The following is a 19,362-nucleotide window of genomic DNA, read 5'->3' on the forward strand; positions in this document are numbered from 1 at the left end:
AAAACAGTGACGGCCCGTCTCGCCATCGAAGACGGTCCGTCCACGAGTCGCTGACGGGACCTCCAGCCAGCCAATCGGAAGCACGGGAAGAGATGTCGGCACCGAATAAGTCGTACGACCCTGTCGAGGTCGAGGCGTTGAAACCGGAAGAGATCGAGCGCATGCGGGACGAGGCGCTCGCCGCCTTCGCCGCCGCGGACTCCCTCGACGCGCTCCACGAGGCCAAGGTCGCCCACACCGGCCCCGCCTCCCCGCTGGCTCTCGCCAACCGCGAGATCGGCGCCCTGCCCCCGCACGCCAAGGCCGACGCCGGCAAGCGTGTGGGCCAGGCCCGCGGCGCGGTGAACAAGGGCCTCGCCGCCCGCCAGACCGAGCTGGAGGCGGAGCGCGACGCCCGGGTGCTGGTCGAGGAGGACGTCGACGTCACGCTGCCGTACGACCGAGTCCCCTCCGGCGCCCGGCACCCGCTCACCACGCTCTCCGAGCGCATCGAGGACATCTTCGTGGCCATGGGCTACGAGGTCGCCGAGGGCCCGGAGGTCGAGGCCGAGTGGTTCAACTTCGACGCCCTCAACATCGGCCCGGACCACCCGGCCCGTGGCGAGGCCGACACGTTCTTCGTGCAGACCCCGTCCGGCGGCGGCTCCGCCGCGGGTGACGGCGGCACCGAGTCCGGCGTCGTGCTGCGCACCCACACCTCGCCCGTGCAGATCCGCTCCCTGCTCGACCGCGAGCTGCCGGTCTACGTGATCTGTCCCGGCCGCGTCTACCGCACCGACGAGCTGGACGCCACCCACACGCCCGTCTTCCACCAGGTCGAGCTGCTCGCCGTCGACGAGGGCCTGACCATGGCCGACCTGAAGGGCACCCTGGACCACATGGTCCAGTCGCTGTTCGGTGAGGGCATGAAGACCCGGCTGCGGCCGAACTTCTTCCCCTTCACCGAGCCGAGCGCCGAGATGGACATGCTCTGCTACGTGTGCAAGGGCGAGTCCGTCGGCAACCCCGACCGCCCCTGCCGCACCTGCTCGTCCGAGGGCTGGATCGAGCTCGGCGGCTGCGGCATGGTCAACCCGCGGGTGCTCACCGCCTGCGGCGTCGACCCGGAGAAGTACAGCGGCTTCGCCTTCGGGTTCGGCATCGAGCGGATGCTGATGTTCCGCCACAACGTCGAAGACATGCGAGACATGGTCGAGGGTGACGTCCGGTTCACCCGGCCGTTCGGGATGGAGATCTGATGCGGGTCCCGCTTTCTTGGCTGCGGGAGTACGTCGACCTGCCGGCGACCGAGTCCGGGCGCGACGTCCAGGCCAAGCTCATTTCGGCCGGTCTGGAGGTCGAGACCGTCGAGCAGCTCGGCGCCGACCTCAAGGGGCCGCTGGTCGTCGGCCAGGTGCTGACCATCGAGGAGCTGGAGGGCTTCAAGAAGCCGATCCGCTTCTGCACCGTCGACGTCGGGCAGGCCAACGGAACGGGTGAACCGCAGGAGATCGTCTGCGGCGCCCGCAACTTCGCCGTCGGCGACAAGGTCGTCGTGGTCCTGCCGGGCGCGGTGCTGCCCGGCGGCTTCGCGATCTCCGCGCGCGAGACCTACGGCAAGACCTCCCACGGCATGATCTGCTCCAGCGACGAGCTGGGCATGGGCGACGACGGCACCCACGGCATCATCGTGCTGCCGCCGGAGACCGAGGTCGGCAAGGACGCGATCGAGCTGCTGGAACTGGTCGACGAGGTGCTGGACATCGCCGTCACCGCCAACCGCGGCGACTGCCTGTCCATCCGCGGCGTCGCCCGTGAGACCGCCATCGCCTACGGCCTGTCGCTGCGCGACCCGGCCCTGATCGACGTACCCGCCCCGAACGCCTTCGGCTACCCGGTCCAGGTCTCCGAACCCTTCGGCTGCGACCGCTTCACCGCCCGGACCGTCACCGGCCTGAGCCCCGAGGCGCGCTCCCCGATCTGGCTCCAGCGCCGGCTGCAGAAGGTCGGCATGCGTCCGATCTCGCTCGCCGTCGACGTCACGAACTACGTGATGATGGAGCTGGGCCAGCCCCTGCACGCCTACGACCGCAAGCTGGTCCAGGGCACGATCGGCGTACGCCGGGCCGCGGAGGGCGAGAAGCTCGCCACCCTCGACGGCGTCGAGCGCACGCTGCACGCCGAGGACCTGGTCATCACCGACGAGCGCGGCCCGATCGGTCTCGCGGGTGTCATGGGCGGCGCCGACACCGAGATCGCCGACCACGACGACGTCGAGAACGCCACGACCGACGTGGTCATCGAGGCGGCGCACTTCGACGCCGTGTCGATCGCGCGGACGGCCCGCCGTCACAAGCTGTCCTCGGAGGCGTCCCGGCGCTTCGAGCGGGGCGTCGACCCGCAGGCCGCCTCCGCCGCGGCCCAGCGCACCGTCGACCTGCTCGTGCTCCTCGCGGGCGGCACCGCCGAGGCCGGCGTCACCGAGGTCGTCGCGGCCTCCGCGCCGGGCACGATCACCGTCCCGGCCGACCACCCGGACAAGGTCGCGGGCGTCGTGTACGGCCGTGAGACCGTCGTCCGGCGGCTCCAGGAGATCGGCTGCGACGTCTACGGACAGGACGAGCTGGTCGTCACCGTCCCGTCCTGGCGGCCCGACCTGACCGACCCGAACGACCTGGCCGAAGAGGTCATCCGCCTGGAGGGCTACGAGAACCTGCCCTCCACGCTGCCCAAGCTCCCCTCCGGGCGAGGCCTGACCCACCGGCAGCGGCTGCACCGCCGGATCGGCCGGGTCCTGGCCGGCGCGGGCTACGTCGAGGCGCTGAACTACCCGTTCGTCGCCGAACAGGTCTTCGACCAGCTCGGCCTGGCGGCCGACGACCCGGCCCGCCGCGTCGTCAGGCTGACCAACCCGCTCAACGACGAGGAGCCCGCGCTCCGCACGACGCTGCTGCCCGGCCTGCTGGGCGCGCTGCGCCGCAACGACGGCCGCGGCTCGCACGATCTGGCCCTGTTCGAGACCGGCCTGGTCTTCCAGCCGCGCGAGGAGCAGCGCACCGGCGTGCACCTGCCCGTCGACCGGCGCCCCACCGACGAGGAGATCGCCGAGCTGGACGCCGCGCTGCCCGAGCAGCCGCGCCATGTGGCCGTGGTCCTCACGGGGGCCCGCGAGCAGGCCGGCTGGTGGGGCAGGGGCCGCCCGGCCGACTGGGCCGACGCCGTCGAGGCGGCGCGCGCCGTCGCCGGCGAGGCGGGCGCCGAGCTGGTCGTCCGCAAGGGCCAGTACGGCCCGTGGCACCCGGGCCGTACCGCCGAGCTGGTGGTCGCCGTGGACGGCACGGAGCGGGTCGTGGGCCACGCGGGCGAGCTGCACCCACGCGTGGTGAAGGCGCTCGGCCTGCCCGAGCGCACCAGCGCGATGGAGCTGAACCTCGACGTCCTGGAGCAGGTCGGCGACGACACCCCGCAGGCGCCGAGGATCTCCACCTTCCCGGTGGCCACACAGGACGTCGCCCTGGTCGTCGACAGGCCGGTCCCGCACGCCGAGGTCGAGGCCGCGCTGCGCGAGGGCGCCGGTGAACTGCTGGAGTCCATCCGGCTGTTCGACGTCTACGAGAACGACGAGCAGCTCGGCGAGGGCAGGAAGTCGCTGGCGTACGCGCTGCGCTTCCGCGCGGCGGACCGGACGCTGACGGTCGACGAGGCGTCCGCGGCCCGGGACGCGGCGGTCGCGCTGGCCGCCGATCGCACCGGGGCCGTGCTGCGGAGCTGACGCTGCGGTGCCGCCGGGCCGAGGCGGCGGGCGCGGGGGATCGCGGGGACGACCCGCGGTCCCCCGCGCCCTGTCGAGACCCTGGTGAGACCACGTCGAGAGGCGCGTCGCACAGGCTCTGGGCTGCATAAATGCGGTCTGCCCGAAGATCCCTCACTCGTTCGGGTGGCAACTCCCCTCGATCCGGCCCATACCGGGTGCGCGCTCGACAGAATCGGACCGGCCTCTCGGGGCCGGTCTGCGCTGTCAGGGCCTGTATGGGGGGCCATGGGCATGATCCGCATCAAGGCTGGGACCGCGCGCGGCGCGTGGTCCCGTACGGACTCCCGGACACCCGCCCGGAGAGGGCTTCCGGCATGGGTGCGGTCGGGCATCCGCCGCCCCGGCCGCGCGCTTCGCGGCCCGTCCGGCCACCGGCCGCCGAGCCGGACCCTCGCCCTGGGGGCGCCCGCGGCCTGGGGCGCCATGGCGGCCACGTACCGGCTGGCCTGCCCGCTCTCCCAGCAGAGCGGGTTCGGCGCCCGTCTCGTCACCAGCGCCGTCTTCCTCGCCGTGGGCACCGGGCTCGTCCTGCACGTCCGGCGGGTCCTGCTGCGCGAACTGCGCCGGGTCCACGCGGTCGCGGGCGCCGCCCAGAGCGTGCTGCTGCGGCCGCTGCCGCCCCGCGTCGACTGGCTGAGCGTCGCGGCCGCCCAGCTGTCCGCGGACCGCGGGGCCGCCATCGGCGGCGACCTGTACGAGGTGATCGCCACCGAGCACGGCGTCCGCGTGGTCATGGGGGACGTCCGGGGGCACGGTCTCGCGGCGATCGGCACCGTGGCCGCCGTCCTCGGCAGCTTCCGCGAGGCCGGGTACGACGAGGCCGAACTCGCCGGTGTGCTGCGACGGCTGGAGCGGGCGCTGGCCAGGCACCTGCGCGAGCGGGCACGGGCCGGAGCCGCCCCGGCCGGTGTGGAACCGGAGCACCCGGTGGCCGAGGAGTTCGTCACCGTCCTGCTGCTGGAGATCGACGCCGACGGCGAGATGCGCGCCCTCAACTGCGGCCATCCCTGGCCCTATGTGCTGAGCGGCCCCGGCGTGGACCCGCTGTCCGGGGCCGAACCCCTGCCCCCGCTCGGCGTGTTCCCCCTGCCGGCGGACCTGTCCGCCCCCTCCGCGGGCCGTCTGCGTCCGGGACAGACCCTGGTCCTCTACACGGACGGCGTCGAGGACGCACGGGACCACCGGGGCCGCTTCTTCCCCCTGCCCGCGGTCCTGGCCGAGTCGGCGCGGGACCGGCCCCTCTCGCCGCGCACCGTGCTCCGCACCGTCTTCACCCGGCTCCTGCACCACACCGGAGAACGCCCGGCCGACGACGTGGCGGTCCTGGTGCTCCACAACGACCGGCCCCTGCCGACCCGCGCCGGCCCCTCGGGGGCGCGGGAGGCCACCGAGGTGCGGCTGTGCCGCGGGGCGCGACCGGCGCCCACGAACCCGTAGCGGACAACCCACGGACAGCCCCGGCCTCCTGACCGCGCGCCCCGCCGGCCGGCGACGGCCGCGCCGTCCGCCCCGCCACGGAGTGTCGGGCAGGCAGCTGAGCGGACGGCGCGCAAGCGGGCCGCCGCACTGTACGAGGGGGAGCCGGCGGCCCGTGCCGGCCTCTTGCGAGGCATCTCAGTCAACCGGCCAGGAACTCTCCGCGACAGCGCGCGCACAGCGCGGGTTCGCGCACTCCGTTCACACCCCGTGTGAAGCCGAACGCACTACGCTGTCCGCACCGAGCCACCCGGGGGGCATCCATGCAGCCCAACACACTGCTCGACGCGATCCTGGACGAGGCCGGGATCTCGCACGCGGGACTCGCCGCGCACGTCAACCAGGCGGGCCGGGCACGGGGTCTCGCCCTCCGTTACGAGCACACCGCCGTGGCACGGTGGTTGAAGGGCCAGCGGCCCCGCGGCCAGGTGCCCGACCTGATCTGCGAGGTGCTCGCCGCCCGGCTGCACCGGCCCGTCACCCTCGACGACATCGGGCTCGGCGTGCCCGGCGAGCCGTCCGCCCCGCACGGCACCTCGCTCTCCGGCTTCGTCGAACGGGCCACGGCCCTGTGGCGCTGCGACGAGCAGCAGCGCCCGCACATCCTCGGCGCGCCCGCCGTCACCGGCACGCCCGCCGTCATGCCCGTGTGGGAGTGGGAGAACCCGCCGGAGGACGTGGACGTCTCCCGCGGCGGCCGGCACCGGGTCACCCCGGCCGACATCGACATGCTGCGCGCCGCCCGCACCCACTACGAGCAGATGTACCGCAAGGCGGGCGGTGTCGCGACCCGCAGCCGCATCGTCGGCTTCCTCAACGCGGAGGCGGCGCCGCTGCTGCGCGGCAGCTACACCGACGCCACCGGCCGCCAACTCCACCGTGCCACCGGTGGGTTGGTGGCGATCGCGGGCATCTGCGCCTACGACTCCGACGCGCACGGCCTCGCCCAGCGCTACTTCCACCAGGCACTCAGGCTCGCCAAGGCCAGCGGCGACCGGGGACTGGGGGCGTACGTCATAGCGCTGCTGGTCAACCAGGCGCTGTTCATGAAGGAGTACCGCCAGGCCGTGGCCTTCGCCGAGGCCGCGCTGCGTGCCGCCGGCCGGCACATCACACCCGCTCTCGCCTCCGACCTGTACGCGATGCAGGCCAAGGCCTACGCCCACCTCGGCGACGGCACGAGCGCCCTGTCCTGCATCCGGCGGGCCGAGGAGGCCGCCGGGCGGATCCGGCGCGGCTACGAACCCGACGAGACCGGCTATGTCCAGCCCGGCCTGGTCAACGTCCAGGTGGCCGAGGCGCTGCTCAGCCTCGGCGAACTGGCCGCGGCGGAGGAGCACGCCGCGGCCGCGGTGGACAACCCCGCCCACGACCGCGGCCGGGTGCACCGGCTGGCCATGCTCAGCACGATCGAGCTGCGCCGCGGCAACGCCGAGAAGGCGGTGGCCACCGCGGTGCGGATGGCGGAACAGGCCCGCGGCATGGAGTCCCAGCGGCTGCGGGACAGACTCCGCGCGGTGCGCGACCACCTGGTGCGCAGCGGCTGCGCCGGCACCGCCGAGGCGGCCGAACTCATCGACGGCGCACTGCGCGTACCGCTGTGACGAACGGCTGACGTCCCCCCAGGTACCCGGTCCGTACGTGGACCGGGCGCGCCCTCGGCACGGCCCCCTGCGCCCACCGCTGCGTCGCGAGCGGCTCCCTGCGCGCCTGCTGCCGGACCGCTCCGGCTGCGATATTGCCACTTACTCGTCGGAAGGTGGCAGAACCGTGCAGTGGACGAAACAGAACGAACAAACCGTCTATGAAAACCGCTGGTTCAGTGTCAATCTCGCGGACGTCGAGCTGCCGGACGGCCGGCACCTCGACCACTTCCTGATACGGATGCGGCCCGTCGCCGTGGCCACGGTCCTCAACGAGGCCAACGAGGTCCTCCTCCTGTGGCGCCACCGCTTCATCACCGACAGCTGGGGCTGGGAGCTGGCGGCGGGCGTCGTCGAGGACGGCGAGGACATCGCGAGCGCGGCCGCCCGGGAGCTGGAGGAGGAGACCGGCTGGCGGCCGGGGCCTCTGCACCACCTGATGAGCGTGGAGCCGTCCAACGGCCTCACCGACGCCCGGCACCACATCTACTGGTCGGACGAGGGCGAGTACGTCGGGCACCCCGTGGACGACTTCGAGTCCGACCGGCGGGAATGGGTCCCCCTCAAACTCGTTCCCGACCTGGTCGCCCGCGGGGAGGTCCCGGCAGCCAACATGGCGGCCGCGTTACTGCTGCTGCATCACCTCAGGCTCGGGCAGGACGCCCCGCACTGATCCGCCCACCGCGTCCCGGCCCGGCCGGCTCAGTGCCCCACCGCCTGCCACACGGCCACGACCAGCGCCCCGACGGCCGTGAGGGCCGCCACGGCGGGGAGCGGCCAGCGGGCGTGCTCCAGCGAGATGATCCGGGTGTGCAGATCGTCGAGTTCCTTGGCGGCCTCCTCGGTGCGGTGGCTGAGGAGAGCCAGCCCGCCCTCGACGCGGGCGTAGGCCACGTCGAGGCGGCGTCGTAACTCTGCGAGTTCTCCGTGGGGGACGGGATGCTCGGGATCGGCGGTCACGAGTCCGCTCCTTTCCGTAGTCGTCTCACATCCCTTGCATGCGCATGTTGAGTCAACTCGCCTGGTGGGCGGGTGGGGAGAGTGTGCGAGGGGCATATGCGGGTCCGGCGCGCACACGGTGTGCGAATGCCGCGGGCCCGGCACCCTCGCGGGGTGCCGGGCCCGTGTCCGCCCACGGCGGGTACGGAGCGTGGTGGTCAGGGGTAGGTGTAGAAGCCCGAGCCGGTCTTCCGGCCCAGCCGGCCCGCGTCCACCATCCGCTGCAGCAGCGGGGGAGCGGCGTACAGCGGCTCCTTGTACTCGTCGTACATGCTCTGCGCCACCGAGGCGACCGTGTCCAGCCCGATCAGGTCGGACAGCTTCAGCGGGCCCATCGGGTGGGCGCAGCCCAGCTCCATGCCGTTGTCGATGTCCTCACGGCTGGCGATGCCCGACTCGAACATCCGGATCGCGGAGAGCAGGTAGGGGATCAGCAGCGCGTTGACCACGAAGCCGGAGCGGTCCTGGGCGCGGATCGCCTGCTTGCCGAGCACCTTCTCGGTGAACAGCTGCGCCCGGCTCAGCGTGCCCTCGGAGGTGGTCAGCGCCGGGATCAGCTCGACCAGCTTCTGCACCGGGGCCGGGTTGAAGAAGTGGATGCCGATGACCTGGTCGGGCCGCGAGGTGGCGACGGCCAGCTTCACCAGCGGGATGGAGGAGGTGTTGGAGGCGAGGATGGCGTCCGGCCGGGTCACCACCTGGTCCAGGACCTGGAAGATCTCCGTCTTGACCTGCTCGTTCTCCACGACGGCCTCGATCACCAGGTCGCGGTCCGCGAACTCGCCGAGGTCGGTGGTGAAGCTCAGCCGCGCCAGCGTCGACTCCCGCTCCGCCTCGCTGATCTTGCCGCGCTCGGCCGCCTTGCCCAGCGAGTTGAACAGCCGGGTGCGGCCGATCTCCAGGGCCTCGCCGGTGGTCTCGGCGACCTTGACGTCCAGCCCGGCACGGGCGCACACCTCGGCGATGCCCGCACCCATCTGGCCGCAGCCCACCACTCCGACGCGCGCAATGTCTCCCGAAATGCCGGTCACATCGTCCCTTTCGCAGATCCTACGGCTGTGGCAGGCGGCCCCTCCGTGTGGTGCCTGCTCCGTTCGTGCACGTTACCCCCGCGGCGCCGATGATCGATCGCCCGGGTGGGGCATCCTTGCCCGGTACACGATCCGTGACGAGGCGGATCCACGGCGTCATGGGGGTGCCCGGATGGGCCGAGTCACACGGCGGGCGTTCACCGCGGCCGCGCTGACCGTCCTGGCGGCGACGGCAGGTCCGGCGGGGGCGTCGGACCGGCCGCGCCCGCGCGTCGAGCCACCGCGCCCGCCCGCGGACCCGCCGGCCGCCGGGCCGTCGCGCGCCACGGGAGCAGACCGCCCCACCGGCACCGACGGCGCCACGGGCACCGAGATGCGCGGCATGTGGCTGGCCACCGTCGCCAACCGCGACTGGCCCTCGCGCACCGGACTGAGCGCGAGCGAGCAGCGCGCCGAGCTGACCGCCCTCCTCGACGAGGCGGTGCGCCGCCGCCTCAACACCGTGATGTTCCAGGTCCGGCCGACCGCCGACGCGCTGTGGCCCTCGCCGTACGAGCCGTGGTCGCAGTTCCTCACCGGCACCCAGGGCCGGGACCCCGGCTGGGACCCGCTCGGCACCGCGGTCGAGGAGGCGCACGCCCGCGGCCTGGAGCTGCACGCCTGGTTCAACCCCTACCGCATCGCCCTGCACGCCGACCCCGGCCGGCTCGTCGCCTCCCACCCGGCCCGCCGGCACCCCGACTGGGTGGTGCCGTACGGAGGGAAGCTGCACTACAACCCCGGCCTGCCCGAGGTTCGCGACTTCGTCCGGGAGGCGATGCTCGACGCGGTGCGGAAGTACCCCGTCGACGGCGTCCACTTCGACGACTACTTCTACCCCTACCCGGTGGCCGGCCAGGTCTTCGACGACGACGCGGCCTTCGACCGCCACGGCGGCGGTTTCGCGGACCGGGCCGCCTGGCGGCGGGACAACATCGACCGGCTGGTGCGCGAGACCGCCGCCGGCATCACCGCGATCCGGCCCGGCACCCGGTTCGGGATCAGCCCCTTCGGGGTGTGGCGCAACGCCGCGACGGACCCGCGCGGCTCGGACACGCGGGCGGGCGTGCAGACGTACGACGACCTCTTCGCGGACACCCGCACCTGGGTCCGCGAAGGCTGGATCGACTATGTCGTCCCCCAGCTCTACTGGAACATCGGCCTGCCCGCCGCCGACTACGCCGAACTGGTGACCTGGTGGGCCGGGGTCGCCCGCGGCAGCCGCACCAAGCTGTACGTCGGGGAGGCGCTGTACAAGGCGGGCGACCCGGCGCAGGGCGCGGCCTGGCAGGACCCGGCCGAGCTGTCCCGGCACCTCACCCTCGCCCGCGGGCACGCCGAGGTGCGCGGTCATGTCTTCTTCGCCGCCCGCGAGGTCGCGGCGGACCCGGCCGGAGCCATGACGCGGGTCGTCGCCGACCACTACGAGCAGCCGGCGCGACCACCGCGTTAGTACTGTTCCTTCTGCCGGTGGAGCACCTGGCAGTCGGGGCCGGGCCACATGACGGCCTCGTGCCCGTTCTCCAGGCGGACGCGGTACGGCGGGTTGCCCTCCGCGCCCATCACCTCGAGGACTTCGGAGATCTGGTCGTGCTGGCCGACCACCCTGCCGTGCTGGACAAGCTGGTCGCCGACGGATGCGTGCATCTGCAGCGCCTCCTCACCATCTGCGGAAGCAGCGGCCCGTGGCTTCGAGTCTACGGCGCGGGCGCGCGGCGGTATCGGTATCGGTCAGGCTGTGCGCGAACCTGTGTGGGGACTTGGTGCGTGGACCTGGGCAGTGCGTGGACCTGGGCGCGGACGTCAGCCGCGCGCCCGCTGGGTCACCGCGATGCAGACGAGTACGGCGGCGGCGGTCAGCACAGCGGCCGCCGTGAGGTGCTCGCCGAGCAGCAGCACCGACCACACCAGTGTGAGCAGGGGCTGGGCCAACTGCAACTGACTGGCCCTGGGGATGCCGACGGCCGCCATGCCCCGGTACCAGACGACCAGGCCGAGGAACTGCGAGCCCACCGCCACCCACAGCAGCCCGGCGACACCGTGCGCGTTCAGCCGCACCGGTTCGTACGACAGCGCGAGCGCGGTGAGCGGCACGGTGACCGGCAGGCAGAGCACCAGGGCCCAGCCGATGACCTGCCAGCCGGGCATGATCCGGGCCAGCCGGCCGCCCTCGGTGTAGCCCGCGGCGCACACCAGCAGCGCGCCGAACAGATAGCCGTCCGCGGTGGTCAGGGCGCCGCCGCTCTGCCGCGCCGTGAAGACGCCCACCGCCGCCGCGCCCGCCAGCGCCGCTGCCCAGAAGGTGCGCGAGGGCCGGGTGCCGACGCGCAGCGCGGAGAACAGCGCGGTGGTCAGGGGCAGCAGGCCGACGACCACGGCGGCGTGCGCGGTGGTGGAGGTCCTCAGCGCGAGCGTGGTCAGCAGCGGGAAGCCGAGCACCACCCCGGCGGCCACGACCGCGAGTGCGGGCCAGTGGCGCGGCGCGGGCGGCGGGACACGCAGTGCCAGCAGGCAGCCGCCGGCGACGACCGCGGCGAGGACGCTGCGCACGGCGACCAGCGACCAGGGGCCGAACCCCTCCAGCCCCCAGGCGGTGGCCGGGAAGGTGAGGGAGAAGGCGACGACACCGAGGGCGGCCTGGAGGGTCCCGGCGCGCCGGGCCGCCATGGCGGCCCGCGGGCGCCCGCTCCGCGGTCCGCCACGCTCCGGCCGGGTGCGCTCCGGCCCGGTGCACTCGGACTCGGTGTGCTGCTCCGGGGCGCCGACCGCTACCCGATTCGACGCGGTAGCGCTACTCTCTGCTCTCATGCAAGAGCGTAGCAGCGGCGGTGAACTGGCGGAACTGCTGAAGCGGGAACTTCACCGCTACTCGCCTGGTGAGAAGCTCCCGTCGAGCCGGACCCTCGTCGAGCGGTTCCGGGTCAGCCCGGTGACCGTGTCGCGGGCTCTGGCGCAACTCGCCGCCGAAGGCCTGGTGGTCACCCGGCCCGGCGCCGGGGCCTTCCGCGCCCGGCCGAGGGCGGCGGCCGCTCCCGCCGGGGACACCTCCTGGCAGGAGGTCGCACTGAGCGCGGACGGCGGCGCCGATCTCGTGCCGCGCACGGTGGACGCCTCCGGGGTCACCGTCTCGCTGGCCGCCCCGCCACCGGGGGTCGTCGAGTTCAACGGCGGCTATCTGCACCCCTCGCTGCAACCCGAGCGGGCCATGGCCGCGGCGCTCGCCCGCGCGGGCCGCCGCCCCGGCGCCTGGGGACGGCCGCCGCTGGAGGGGCTGGCGGAGCTGCGCGAATGGTTCGCGCGGGGCATCGGCGGGCCCGGCGGCTGCGTCACCGCCGCCGAGGTCCTGATCGCCGCGGGCGGCCAGTCCGCGCTGACCACCGCGCTGCGGGCGCTCGCCCCGCCCGGCGCTCCGGTACTGGTCGAGTCGCCCACCTACCCCGGCATGCTCGCCATCGCCCGCGCCTCCGGCCTGCGGCCGGTGCCCGTGCCGGTGGACGCCGACGGGGTGCGACCGGAACTGCTCGCCGACGCGTTCCGGGCGAGCGGCGCCCGCGTCTTCGTCTGCCAGCCGCTGTTCCAGAACCCGACCGGCGCCGTGCTCGCCCCCGGGCGGCGCGCGGAGGTGCTGCGCATCGCCCGCGCGGCCGGCGCCTTCGTCGTCGAGGACGACTTCGTGCGCCGCCTCGTGCACGAGGACGCCGGGCCGCTGCCGCCCCCGCTGGCCGCCGACGACGCCGACGGGGTCGTCGTCCACGTCGGCTCGCTGACCAAGGCGACCTCGCCGAGCTTCCGGGTCAGCGCGCTGGCCGCCCGCGGCCCGGTGCTGGAGCGGCTGCGCGCCATCCAGGTCGTCGACAGCTTCTTCGTCCCGCGCCCGCTTCAGGAGGCGGCCCTCGAACTCGTCGGCTCGCCGGCCTGGCCGCGCCATCTGCGAGCGGTCTCGGCGGAGCTGCGGGCACGCCGGGAGGCGATGACCGGCGCGCTGCGCCTGCACCTCCCCGACCTCGCCCTCCCGCACATCCCGTCCGGCGGCTACCACCTGTGGCTGCGCCTGCCCGACGGCACGGACGAGTCCGCGCTGACCGCCGCGGCCCTGCGTGCGGGCGTGGCGCTCGCCCCCGGCCGCCCCTACTTCAGCGCGGAGCCCCCCGCCGCCCACATCCGGCTGAGCTTCGCCGCGGTCGGCGGGACGGCCGAGATCACGGAGGGCGTACGGCGGCTGCGCGCGGCCTGGGACGAGGCGGCCCGGACGCGGACGGTGCCGCGGGAGCACGAAAACTGATCGACAGGACCGGCCCGCCCTGGCAGCCTCGCGCCATGACGGACACGCCCCGCCTCGCCGACGGCTACGAGATCTCCACCGACCCCGGCCGCATCGACGTGGACCGCGTCCACCACTGGCTCTCCAGCGACGCGTACTGGGCGCTGGGACGGTCGCGCGAGAAGCACGAGCGGGCGGTCGCCGGCTCGCTCGAGTTCGGGGTGTTCGACTCGCTGTCCGGTGACCAGGTCGCGTACGCGCGGGTGGTGACCGACCGGGCCACCTTCGCCTGGCTGTGCGACGTCTACGTCGATCCGGCCGCCCGCGGCAAGGGCATCGGCACCGCGCTCGTCGCCGCCGTGTGCGGGCACCTGCGGCCCTGCGGGCTGCGCCGGATCCTGCTGGCCACCCACGACGCGCACGGGGTGTACGAGAGGCTCGGCTTCCGGGCGCTGGAGCGGCCCGGCCAGTGGATGGCGCTCGTCCTGGAGCAGGACTCGGTACAGCCTGGGTAACTCCGCGGTGACACCCCTTGACCTGTGCACCGGGTCGGCCCACGATCGCCGCATGGCACTTCGGGTCACGTTCGTCGCCACGTCGCGCAGCACCCCGCTGCTCGCGGAACGCTTCGAGGACGACCGGCCACTGGACCAGGCGGGCTGGGACGAGGTGCTCCGCGTGGCCCCCGGCCTGCTGCCCCTGGCGGCCGCCGAACTGCGCTACTGCTCGCCGTCCCTGCGCAGCCGGGCCACCGGGGACGCCCTGGGCTACTCCCCGCTCGCGCAGCTCGCCCTGCGTGACTGCGACATGGGCCGCTGGCGCGGACTGACCCTCGGTGAGGCGATGGCCCGCGAGCCGGCCGCCGTGGACGCCTGGCTCGCCGACCCCCGCGCCACCCCGCACGGCGGCGAGTCGCTGCTCGGCTTCATCTCCCGGGTCGGCGGCTGGCTGGACACCCGTCCCGTCGAGGACGGCTGCCGGATCGTGGCGGTGGCGGAGCCGTCGGTGATCCGGGCCGCCCTGGTCTACGCCCTGAAGGCGCCGCCCGCGACGTACTGGAACATCGACGTCCACCCGCTGTCGACGAGCACCGTCATCGGCTGGGCGGGCCGCTGGAACCTGCACCTGGACGGAGTGACCGCTCAGCCCCTGCGGGCGTAGTCCGTCGTGAGGACCAGGTCCTTGGCGGGGCCGCCCACGCGCCACACCGTCCGCCAGTGGGCGGCGTCGAGGACGGTGAACTCGCCCCGGTAGCGGTCCGCCGCGCACGGATGGTGGGCGACATGGTGCCCGGACCGCAGGTCGAGGTCGTGGAAGGGCCGCCCGTCCGCGAACCGCACCTGAGCCGTCCCTGGCGGGTCGGCGGGGAGGAAGCGCAGGGTCCGCTCGGCGGGCCGGGCGACGCCCTGCCAGACGAAGACCCCGGACTCCCGGTGCAGCAGACCGCCGCCGTCGAGCGGCTCGAAGACGGTCGTCCCGGTGAACCGCCCCTCGGCGCCGCCCGCCAGATCCCGTACCGTCCGCTCGACCCGCCAGCCGCCGGCCAGATGGGCCAGCACATCGCCCACCGGCCAGAACCCGCCGCCGTCGGCCCCGCTGCTCACCCGCGCCGCTCCCACTCTCCGTCGCCCGCTTCCCGCACACCCCCCGACCTGCCCCTGCCTCCTCCCCATCCTGCCGTCCGGGGCACGGGCCGGCACAGCCGGGCCGCCGCGCGGCGGCCCGGCCCGGTCGGCAGAGGATTGCATAAACGTGCAAGCAAACGTATAGTCATGCCGTCGAAGGAGGGTTCATGGCTGTACGTGTGGCGGTCGCCGGAGCGAGTGGGTACGCGGGCGGAGAGGCGCTTCGCCTGCTGCTGGCGCACCCGGAGGCCGAGATCGGCGCGCTGACGGGTGGCTCCAACGCCGGGCAGCGGCTCGGTGCGCTGCAACCGCATCTGCTCCCCCTCGCCGACCGCGTGCTCCAGGAGACCACCGCCGAGACCCTCGCCGGGCACGACGTCGTCTTCCTCGCCCTGCCGCACGGCCAGTCCGCCGCCGTCGCGGAGCGGCTCGGGCCCGACGTCCTCGTCATCGACATGGGCGCCGACTTCCGGCTGCGGGACCCGGCCGACTGGGAGCGGTTCTACGGCTCCCCGCACGCCGGGACCTGGCCCTACGGCCTCCCCGAACTGCCGGGTGGCCGCGCTGCGCTGGAGGGGTCCAAGCGCATCGCGGTGCCCGGTTGCTACCCGACCGCCGTGTCCCTGGCGCTCTTCCCGGTGTACGCCGCCCACCTCGCCGAGAACGAGGCCGTGGTCGTCGCCGCCTCCGGTACCTCCGGCGCGGGCAAGGCGCCCAAGCCGCACCTGCTGGGCAGCGAGGTCATGGGGTCGATGTCGCCGTACGGCGTCGGCGGGGTCCACCGGCACACCCCGGAGATGATCCAGAACCTCAGCGCGGCGGCCGGGGAGCCGGTCTCCGTCTCCTTCACGCCGACCCTCGCCCCGATGCCCCGCGGCATCCTCGCCACCTGCAACGTGAAGGCGCGGCCCGGCGTGACCGCGGACTCGGTCCGCGCCGCCTACCACAAGGCCCTCGCCGACGAGCCGTTCGTGCACCTGCTCCCCGAGGGGCAGTGGCCCGCCACGGCGTCCGTCCACGGCTCCAACGCCGCGCAGATCCAGGTCGCGTACGACGAGGCCGCGCACCGGATCATCGCGATCAGCGCCATCGACAACCTGACCAAGGGCACGGCGGGCGGTGCCGTGCAGAGCATGAACATCGCCCTCGGGCTCGACGAGTCCACCGGACTTTCCACGATCGGAGTCGCACCGTGAGCGTCACGGCAGCCAAGGGATTCACGGCGGCAGGCATCGCCGCCGGAATCAAGGAGAACGGCAATCCGGACCTGGCCCTCGTGGTCAACACCGGTCCCCGCCGCGCCGCCGCGGGCGTCTTCACCTCCAACCGCGTCAAGGCGGCGCCGGTGCTGTGGTCGCAGCAGGTGCTGAAGAACGGCCGGCTGTCGGCCGTGATCCTCAACTCGGGCGGCGCCAACGCCTGCACCGGCCCCAAGGGCTTCCAGGACACGCACGCCACCGCCGAGAAGACCGCCGACGTCCTCGGCGTCGGCGCCGTCGAGGTGGCCGTCTGCTCCACCGGGCTGATCGGCGTCACGCTCCCCATGGACAAGCTGCTCCCGGGGGTCGAGACGGCCGCCGCCCAGCTGTCCGAGCACGGCGGCGAGAAGGCCGCCATCGCCATCAAGACCACCGACACCGTCCACAAGACGTCCGTGGTGACCAAGGACGGCTGGACCGTCGGCGGCATGGCCAAGGGCGCCGGGATGCTCGCGCCGGGCCTGGCCACCATGCTCGTCGTCCTCACCACGGACGCCGACGTCGACGCCGGGACGCTGGACCGCGCCCTGCGCGCCGCCACCCGGGTCACCTTCGACCGCGTCGACTCCGACGGCTGCATGTCCACCAACGACACCGTGCTGCTCCTGGCCTCCGGCGCCGCCGAGGTCACCCCCGCCCACGAGGAGTTCGCGGAGGCCGTGCGGGCCGTGTGCGACGACCTCGGACAGCAGCTCGTGCGGGACGCCGAGGGCGCCAGCAAGGACATCAGGGTCGAGGTGGTCAACGCGGCCACCGAGGAGGACGCCGTGGAGGTGGGCCGCTCGATCGCCCGCAACAACCTCCTCAAGTGCGCGATCCACGGCGAGGACCCCAACTGGGGCCGCGTGCTGTCGGCGATCGGCACCACCGGCGCGGCGTTCGAGCCCGACCAGCTCAATGTCGCCATCAACGGCGTCTGGGTCTGCAAGAACGGCGGTGTCGGCGAGGACCGCGAACACGTCGACATGCGCTACCGCGAGGTGCACATCGTCGCCGACCTCGCCGCAGGCACCGAGACCGCCACCATCTGGACCAACGACCTGACCGCCGACTACGTCCACGAGAACAGCGCCTACTCCTCATGAGCCACGCGAGCACGGGAACCACGCGCAAGCACACCGCGCTGCCCAAGGCCCAGATCCTCATCGAGGCGCTACCCTGGCTGACCGGGCACCACGGCAAGACCGTCGTCATCAAGTTCGGCGGGAACGCCATGGTGAACGAGGAGCTGAAGGCCGCCTTCGCCCAGGACGTGGTCTTCCTGCGGCACGCCGGCCTCAAGCCGGTCGTCGTGCACGGCGGCGGCCCGCAGATCAGCGCCGCCCTCGACCGGCACGGCATCGTCAGCGAGTTCAAGGCCGGCCTGCGCGTCACCACCGAGGACGCCATGGACGTCGTCCGCATGGTGCTGGCCGGACAGGTGCAGCGGGAGCTGGTCGGGCTGCTCAACCAGCACGGCCCGCTCGCGGTCGGCCTGACCGGCGAGGACGCCCACACCATCACCGCGACCAGGCACACGCCCGAGATCGACGGCGAGCTCGTCGACATCGGGCGGGTGGGCGAGATCACCGAGATCGACACGGGCGCGATCCAGGCCCTGCTCGCCGACGGCCGCATCCCGGTCGTCTCCTCCATCGCCCGCAGTCAGGACGACGGACATGTCTACAACGTCAATGCTGATACGGCTGCTGCGGCACTCGCTGCGGCACTGGGCGCCGAAACCCTCATGGTCCTCACGGACGTCGAGGGCCTCTACGAGGACTGGCCGCACAGCGACGAGGTGATCAGCCGCCTCACCGCCTCCCAGCTGGAGAAACTGCTGCCGGAGCTGTCCTCGGGCATGGTGCCGAAGATGGAGGGCTGCCTGCACGCCGTGCGCAACGGCGTCACCACCGCCCGCGTCATCGACGGCCGGGTGCAGCACTCGATCCTGCTGGAGATCTTCACCGACGAGGGCATCGGCACCATGGTCGTGCCCGACGACACGCCGGCCGGCCAGAGCGACCGCGGCAACCGGGCCGACCGGCACGAACAGGGGGAGTCATGAGCAACGAGGAACTGACCGCGCGCTGGCAGGGCGCGCTCATGAACAACTACGGCACTCCGCGGCTGCCCCTGGTGCGCGGCGAGGGCGCGAAGCTGTGGGACGCGGACGGCAAGGAGTACACCGACTTCGTCGGCGGCATCGCGGTCAACGCCCTCGGCCACGCCCACCCGGCCGTCGTCGACGCCGTGAGCCGGCAGATCGCCTCCCTCGGCCATGTCTCCAACCTGTTCGTCGCCGAACCACCGGTCGCGCTCGCCGAACGGCTCCTCCAGCTCTTCGGCCGGGACGGCAGGGTCTTCTTCTGCAACTCCGGCGCCGAGGCCAACGAGGGCGCCTTCAAGATCGGCCGGCTGACCGGGCGCACCCACATGGTCGCCACCGAGGGCGGCTTCCACGGCCGCACCATGGGCGCCCTCGCGCTCACCGGGCAGCCCGGCAAGCAGGAGCCGTTCCGGCCGCTGCCCGGCGACGTCACACACGTGCCCTACGGAGACGCGCAGGCCCTGGCCGCCGCGGTCACCGAGGAGACGGCCCTGGTCGTCATCGAGCCGGTCCAGGGCGAGAGCGGGGTGGTGGTGCCCCCGGCCGGCTATCTCAAGGCGGCCCGGGCGATCACGGCGGCCACCGGCTCGCTGCTGGTCCTCGACGAGGTGCAGACCGGCATCGGCCGGACCGGCCACTGGTTCGAGTACCAGGCCCACGAGGGCGTCCTGCCGGACGTCGTCACCCTCGCCAAGGGCCTCGGCGGCGGGCTGCCGCTCGGCGCCACCGTCGCCTTCGGGCGCGCCGCCGAGCTGCTCCGGCCGGGACAGCACGGCACCACCTTCGGCGGCAACCCGGTCGCCTGCGCCGCCGGACTCGCCGTCCTCGACACCATCGCGGGCGAGGGGCTCCTGGACAACGTCAAGCGGCAGAGCGAGCGGCTGCGGGAGGGGATCGAGTCCCTCGGCCACCCGTTGATCGCCCACGTCCGGGGCGCGGGGCTGCTCCTGGGTATCGTGCTCACCGAGCCGCTCGCGCCGCAGACGCAGCAGGCGGCTCAGGACGCCGGCTTCCTCGTGAACGCGCCCGCCCCCGACGTCGTACGGCTGATGCCGCCGCTGAACCTCGACGACGACGCGGTGGACGCCTTCCTCGGGGCGCTGCCCGGCATCCTGGACGTGGCCAAGGGGGACGGATGATCCGGAGA

The 19,362-nt window shown here is 73.5% G+C and carries 18 protein-coding genes; 13 read left to right on the forward strand and 5 right to left on the reverse strand.

The window, feature by feature from the left end:
* Positions 1-92: 92 nt before the first annotated feature.
* The 5 genes from pheS (at position 93) to ACIQ9G_RS27105 (ending at position 7,585) form a co-directional block, all read left to right on the forward strand.
* On the forward strand, positions 93-1,238 hold the full coding sequence (gene pheS, locus ACIQ9G_RS27085) for a phenylalanine--tRNA ligase subunit alpha (RefSeq protein ID WP_403614367.1): 1,146 nt from the start codon (positions 93-95) through the stop codon (positions 1,236-1,238).
* The gene (pheT, locus tag ACIQ9G_RS27090) at positions 1,238-3,751 is read left to right on the forward strand and encodes a phenylalanine--tRNA ligase subunit beta (RefSeq protein ID WP_403614369.1); all 2,514 of its coding nucleotides are present in this window, start codon (positions 1,238-1,240) and stop codon (positions 3,749-3,751) included. The genes pheS and pheT overlap by 1 nt, the downstream gene beginning before the upstream one ends.
* Positions 3,752-4,216: 465 nt before the next feature.
* Positions 4,217-5,230, forward strand: a complete 1,014-nt coding sequence (locus tag ACIQ9G_RS27095) for a PP2C family protein-serine/threonine phosphatase (protein ID WP_403614847.1) — start codon at positions 4,217-4,219, stop codon at positions 5,228-5,230.
* A gap of 302 nt (positions 5,231-5,532) precedes the next feature.
* Positions 5,533-6,873, forward strand: coding sequence for a transcriptional regulator (locus tag ACIQ9G_RS27100; RefSeq protein WP_403614371.1), 1,341 nt, complete (start codon positions 5,533-5,535; stop codon positions 6,871-6,873).
* Positions 6,874-7,039: 166 nt separating this feature from the next.
* Complete coding sequence (locus tag ACIQ9G_RS27105; protein ID WP_403614373.1) at positions 7,040-7,585, forward strand: NUDIX hydrolase; 546 nt, start codon at positions 7,040-7,042, stop codon at positions 7,583-7,585.
* Between the two features lie 29 nt (positions 7,586-7,614).
* Here the strand turns inward: ACIQ9G_RS27105 and ACIQ9G_RS27110 are convergent, their stop codons facing one another.
* Together ACIQ9G_RS27110 and ACIQ9G_RS27115 are read right to left on the reverse strand one after the other, a co-directional pair.
* The gene (locus ACIQ9G_RS27110) at positions 7,615-7,872 is read right to left on the reverse strand and encodes a hypothetical protein (RefSeq protein WP_403614376.1); all 258 of its coding nucleotides are present in this window, start codon (positions 7,870-7,872) and stop codon (positions 7,615-7,617) included.
* A gap of 197 nt (positions 7,873-8,069) precedes the next feature.
* The gene (locus ACIQ9G_RS27115; RefSeq protein WP_403614378.1) at positions 8,070-8,942 is read right to left on the reverse strand and encodes a 3-hydroxybutyryl-CoA dehydrogenase; all 873 of its coding nucleotides are present in this window, start codon (positions 8,940-8,942) and stop codon (positions 8,070-8,072) included.
* A gap of 172 nt (positions 8,943-9,114) precedes the next feature.
* On the opposite strand from ACIQ9G_RS27115, the gene ACIQ9G_RS27120 reads away from it, so the two are divergent.
* On the forward strand, positions 9,115-10,434 hold the full coding sequence (locus tag ACIQ9G_RS27120) for a glycoside hydrolase family 10 protein (protein WP_403614381.1): 1,320 nt from the start codon (positions 9,115-9,117) through the stop codon (positions 10,432-10,434).
* Here ACIQ9G_RS27120 and ACIQ9G_RS27125 read toward each other — a convergent pair.
* A complete protein-coding gene (locus tag ACIQ9G_RS27125) occupies positions 10,431-10,628 on the reverse strand; it encodes a DUF1918 domain-containing protein (RefSeq protein WP_403614383.1) in 198 nt (65 codons plus the stop codon). The two genes, ACIQ9G_RS27120 and ACIQ9G_RS27125, sit on opposite strands and share 4 nt — an antisense overlap.
* Positions 10,629-10,784: 156 nt before the next feature.
* Positions 10,785-11,789: a DMT family transporter gene (locus tag ACIQ9G_RS27130; protein WP_403614385.1), complete on the reverse strand. Its 1,005-nt coding sequence runs from the start codon at positions 11,787-11,789 to the stop codon at positions 10,785-10,787.
* Here ACIQ9G_RS27130 and ACIQ9G_RS27135 point away from each other — a divergent pair.
* From ACIQ9G_RS27135 to ACIQ9G_RS27145, 3 genes are read left to right on the forward strand one after another with little or no spacing between them, the layout of a single operon-like run.
* A complete protein-coding gene (locus tag ACIQ9G_RS27135; protein ID WP_403614388.1) occupies positions 11,788-13,263 on the forward strand; it encodes a PLP-dependent aminotransferase family protein in 1,476 nt (491 codons plus the stop codon). The two genes, ACIQ9G_RS27130 and ACIQ9G_RS27135, sit on opposite strands and share 2 nt — an antisense overlap.
* A gap of 35 nt (positions 13,264-13,298) precedes the next feature.
* The gene (locus tag ACIQ9G_RS27140) at positions 13,299-13,757 is read left to right on the forward strand and encodes a GNAT family N-acetyltransferase (protein WP_403614390.1); all 459 of its coding nucleotides are present in this window, start codon (positions 13,299-13,301) and stop codon (positions 13,755-13,757) included.
* Between the two features lie 52 nt (positions 13,758-13,809).
* Positions 13,810-14,403, forward strand: a complete 594-nt coding sequence (locus ACIQ9G_RS27145) for a histidine phosphatase family protein (protein WP_403614392.1) — start codon at positions 13,810-13,812, stop codon at positions 14,401-14,403.
* Here the strand turns inward: ACIQ9G_RS27145 and ACIQ9G_RS27150 are convergent.
* Positions 14,385-14,846: a DUF6314 family protein gene (locus tag ACIQ9G_RS27150; protein ID WP_403614394.1), complete on the reverse strand. Its 462-nt coding sequence runs from the start codon at positions 14,844-14,846 to the stop codon at positions 14,385-14,387. The genes ACIQ9G_RS27145 and ACIQ9G_RS27150 overlap by 19 nt on opposite strands.
* A gap of 188 nt (positions 14,847-15,034) precedes the next feature.
* Between ACIQ9G_RS27150 and argC the strand changes: the two genes are divergently transcribed.
* From argC to ACIQ9G_RS27170, 4 genes are read left to right on the forward strand one after another with little or no spacing between them, the layout of a single operon-like run.
* Complete coding sequence (gene argC / locus ACIQ9G_RS27155; protein ID WP_403614396.1) at positions 15,035-16,063, forward strand: N-acetyl-gamma-glutamyl-phosphate reductase; 1,029 nt, start codon at positions 15,035-15,037, stop codon at positions 16,061-16,063.
* The gene (argJ, locus tag ACIQ9G_RS27160) at positions 16,060-17,211 is read left to right on the forward strand and encodes a bifunctional glutamate N-acetyltransferase/amino-acid acetyltransferase ArgJ (protein WP_403614398.1); all 1,152 of its coding nucleotides are present in this window, start codon (positions 16,060-16,062) and stop codon (positions 17,209-17,211) included. Before argC ends, argJ begins: the two co-directional genes overlap by 4 nt.
* The gene (gene argB, locus ACIQ9G_RS27165) at positions 17,208-18,173 is read left to right on the forward strand and encodes an acetylglutamate kinase (protein ID WP_403614400.1); all 966 of its coding nucleotides are present in this window, start codon (positions 17,208-17,210) and stop codon (positions 18,171-18,173) included. Before argJ ends, argB begins: the two co-directional genes overlap by 4 nt.
* On the forward strand, positions 18,170-19,354 hold the full coding sequence (locus ACIQ9G_RS27170) for an acetylornithine transaminase (protein WP_403614402.1): 1,185 nt from the start codon (positions 18,170-18,172) through the stop codon (positions 19,352-19,354). Before argB ends, ACIQ9G_RS27170 begins: the two co-directional genes overlap by 4 nt.
* The last annotated feature ends 8 nt before the right edge of the window (positions 19,355-19,362 follow it).

Origin of the sequence: Streptomyces sp. NPDC096152, assembly GCF_044763235.1 — a bacterium.
Classification (GTDB): domain Bacteria; phylum Actinomycetota; class Actinomycetes; order Streptomycetales; family Streptomycetaceae; genus Streptomyces.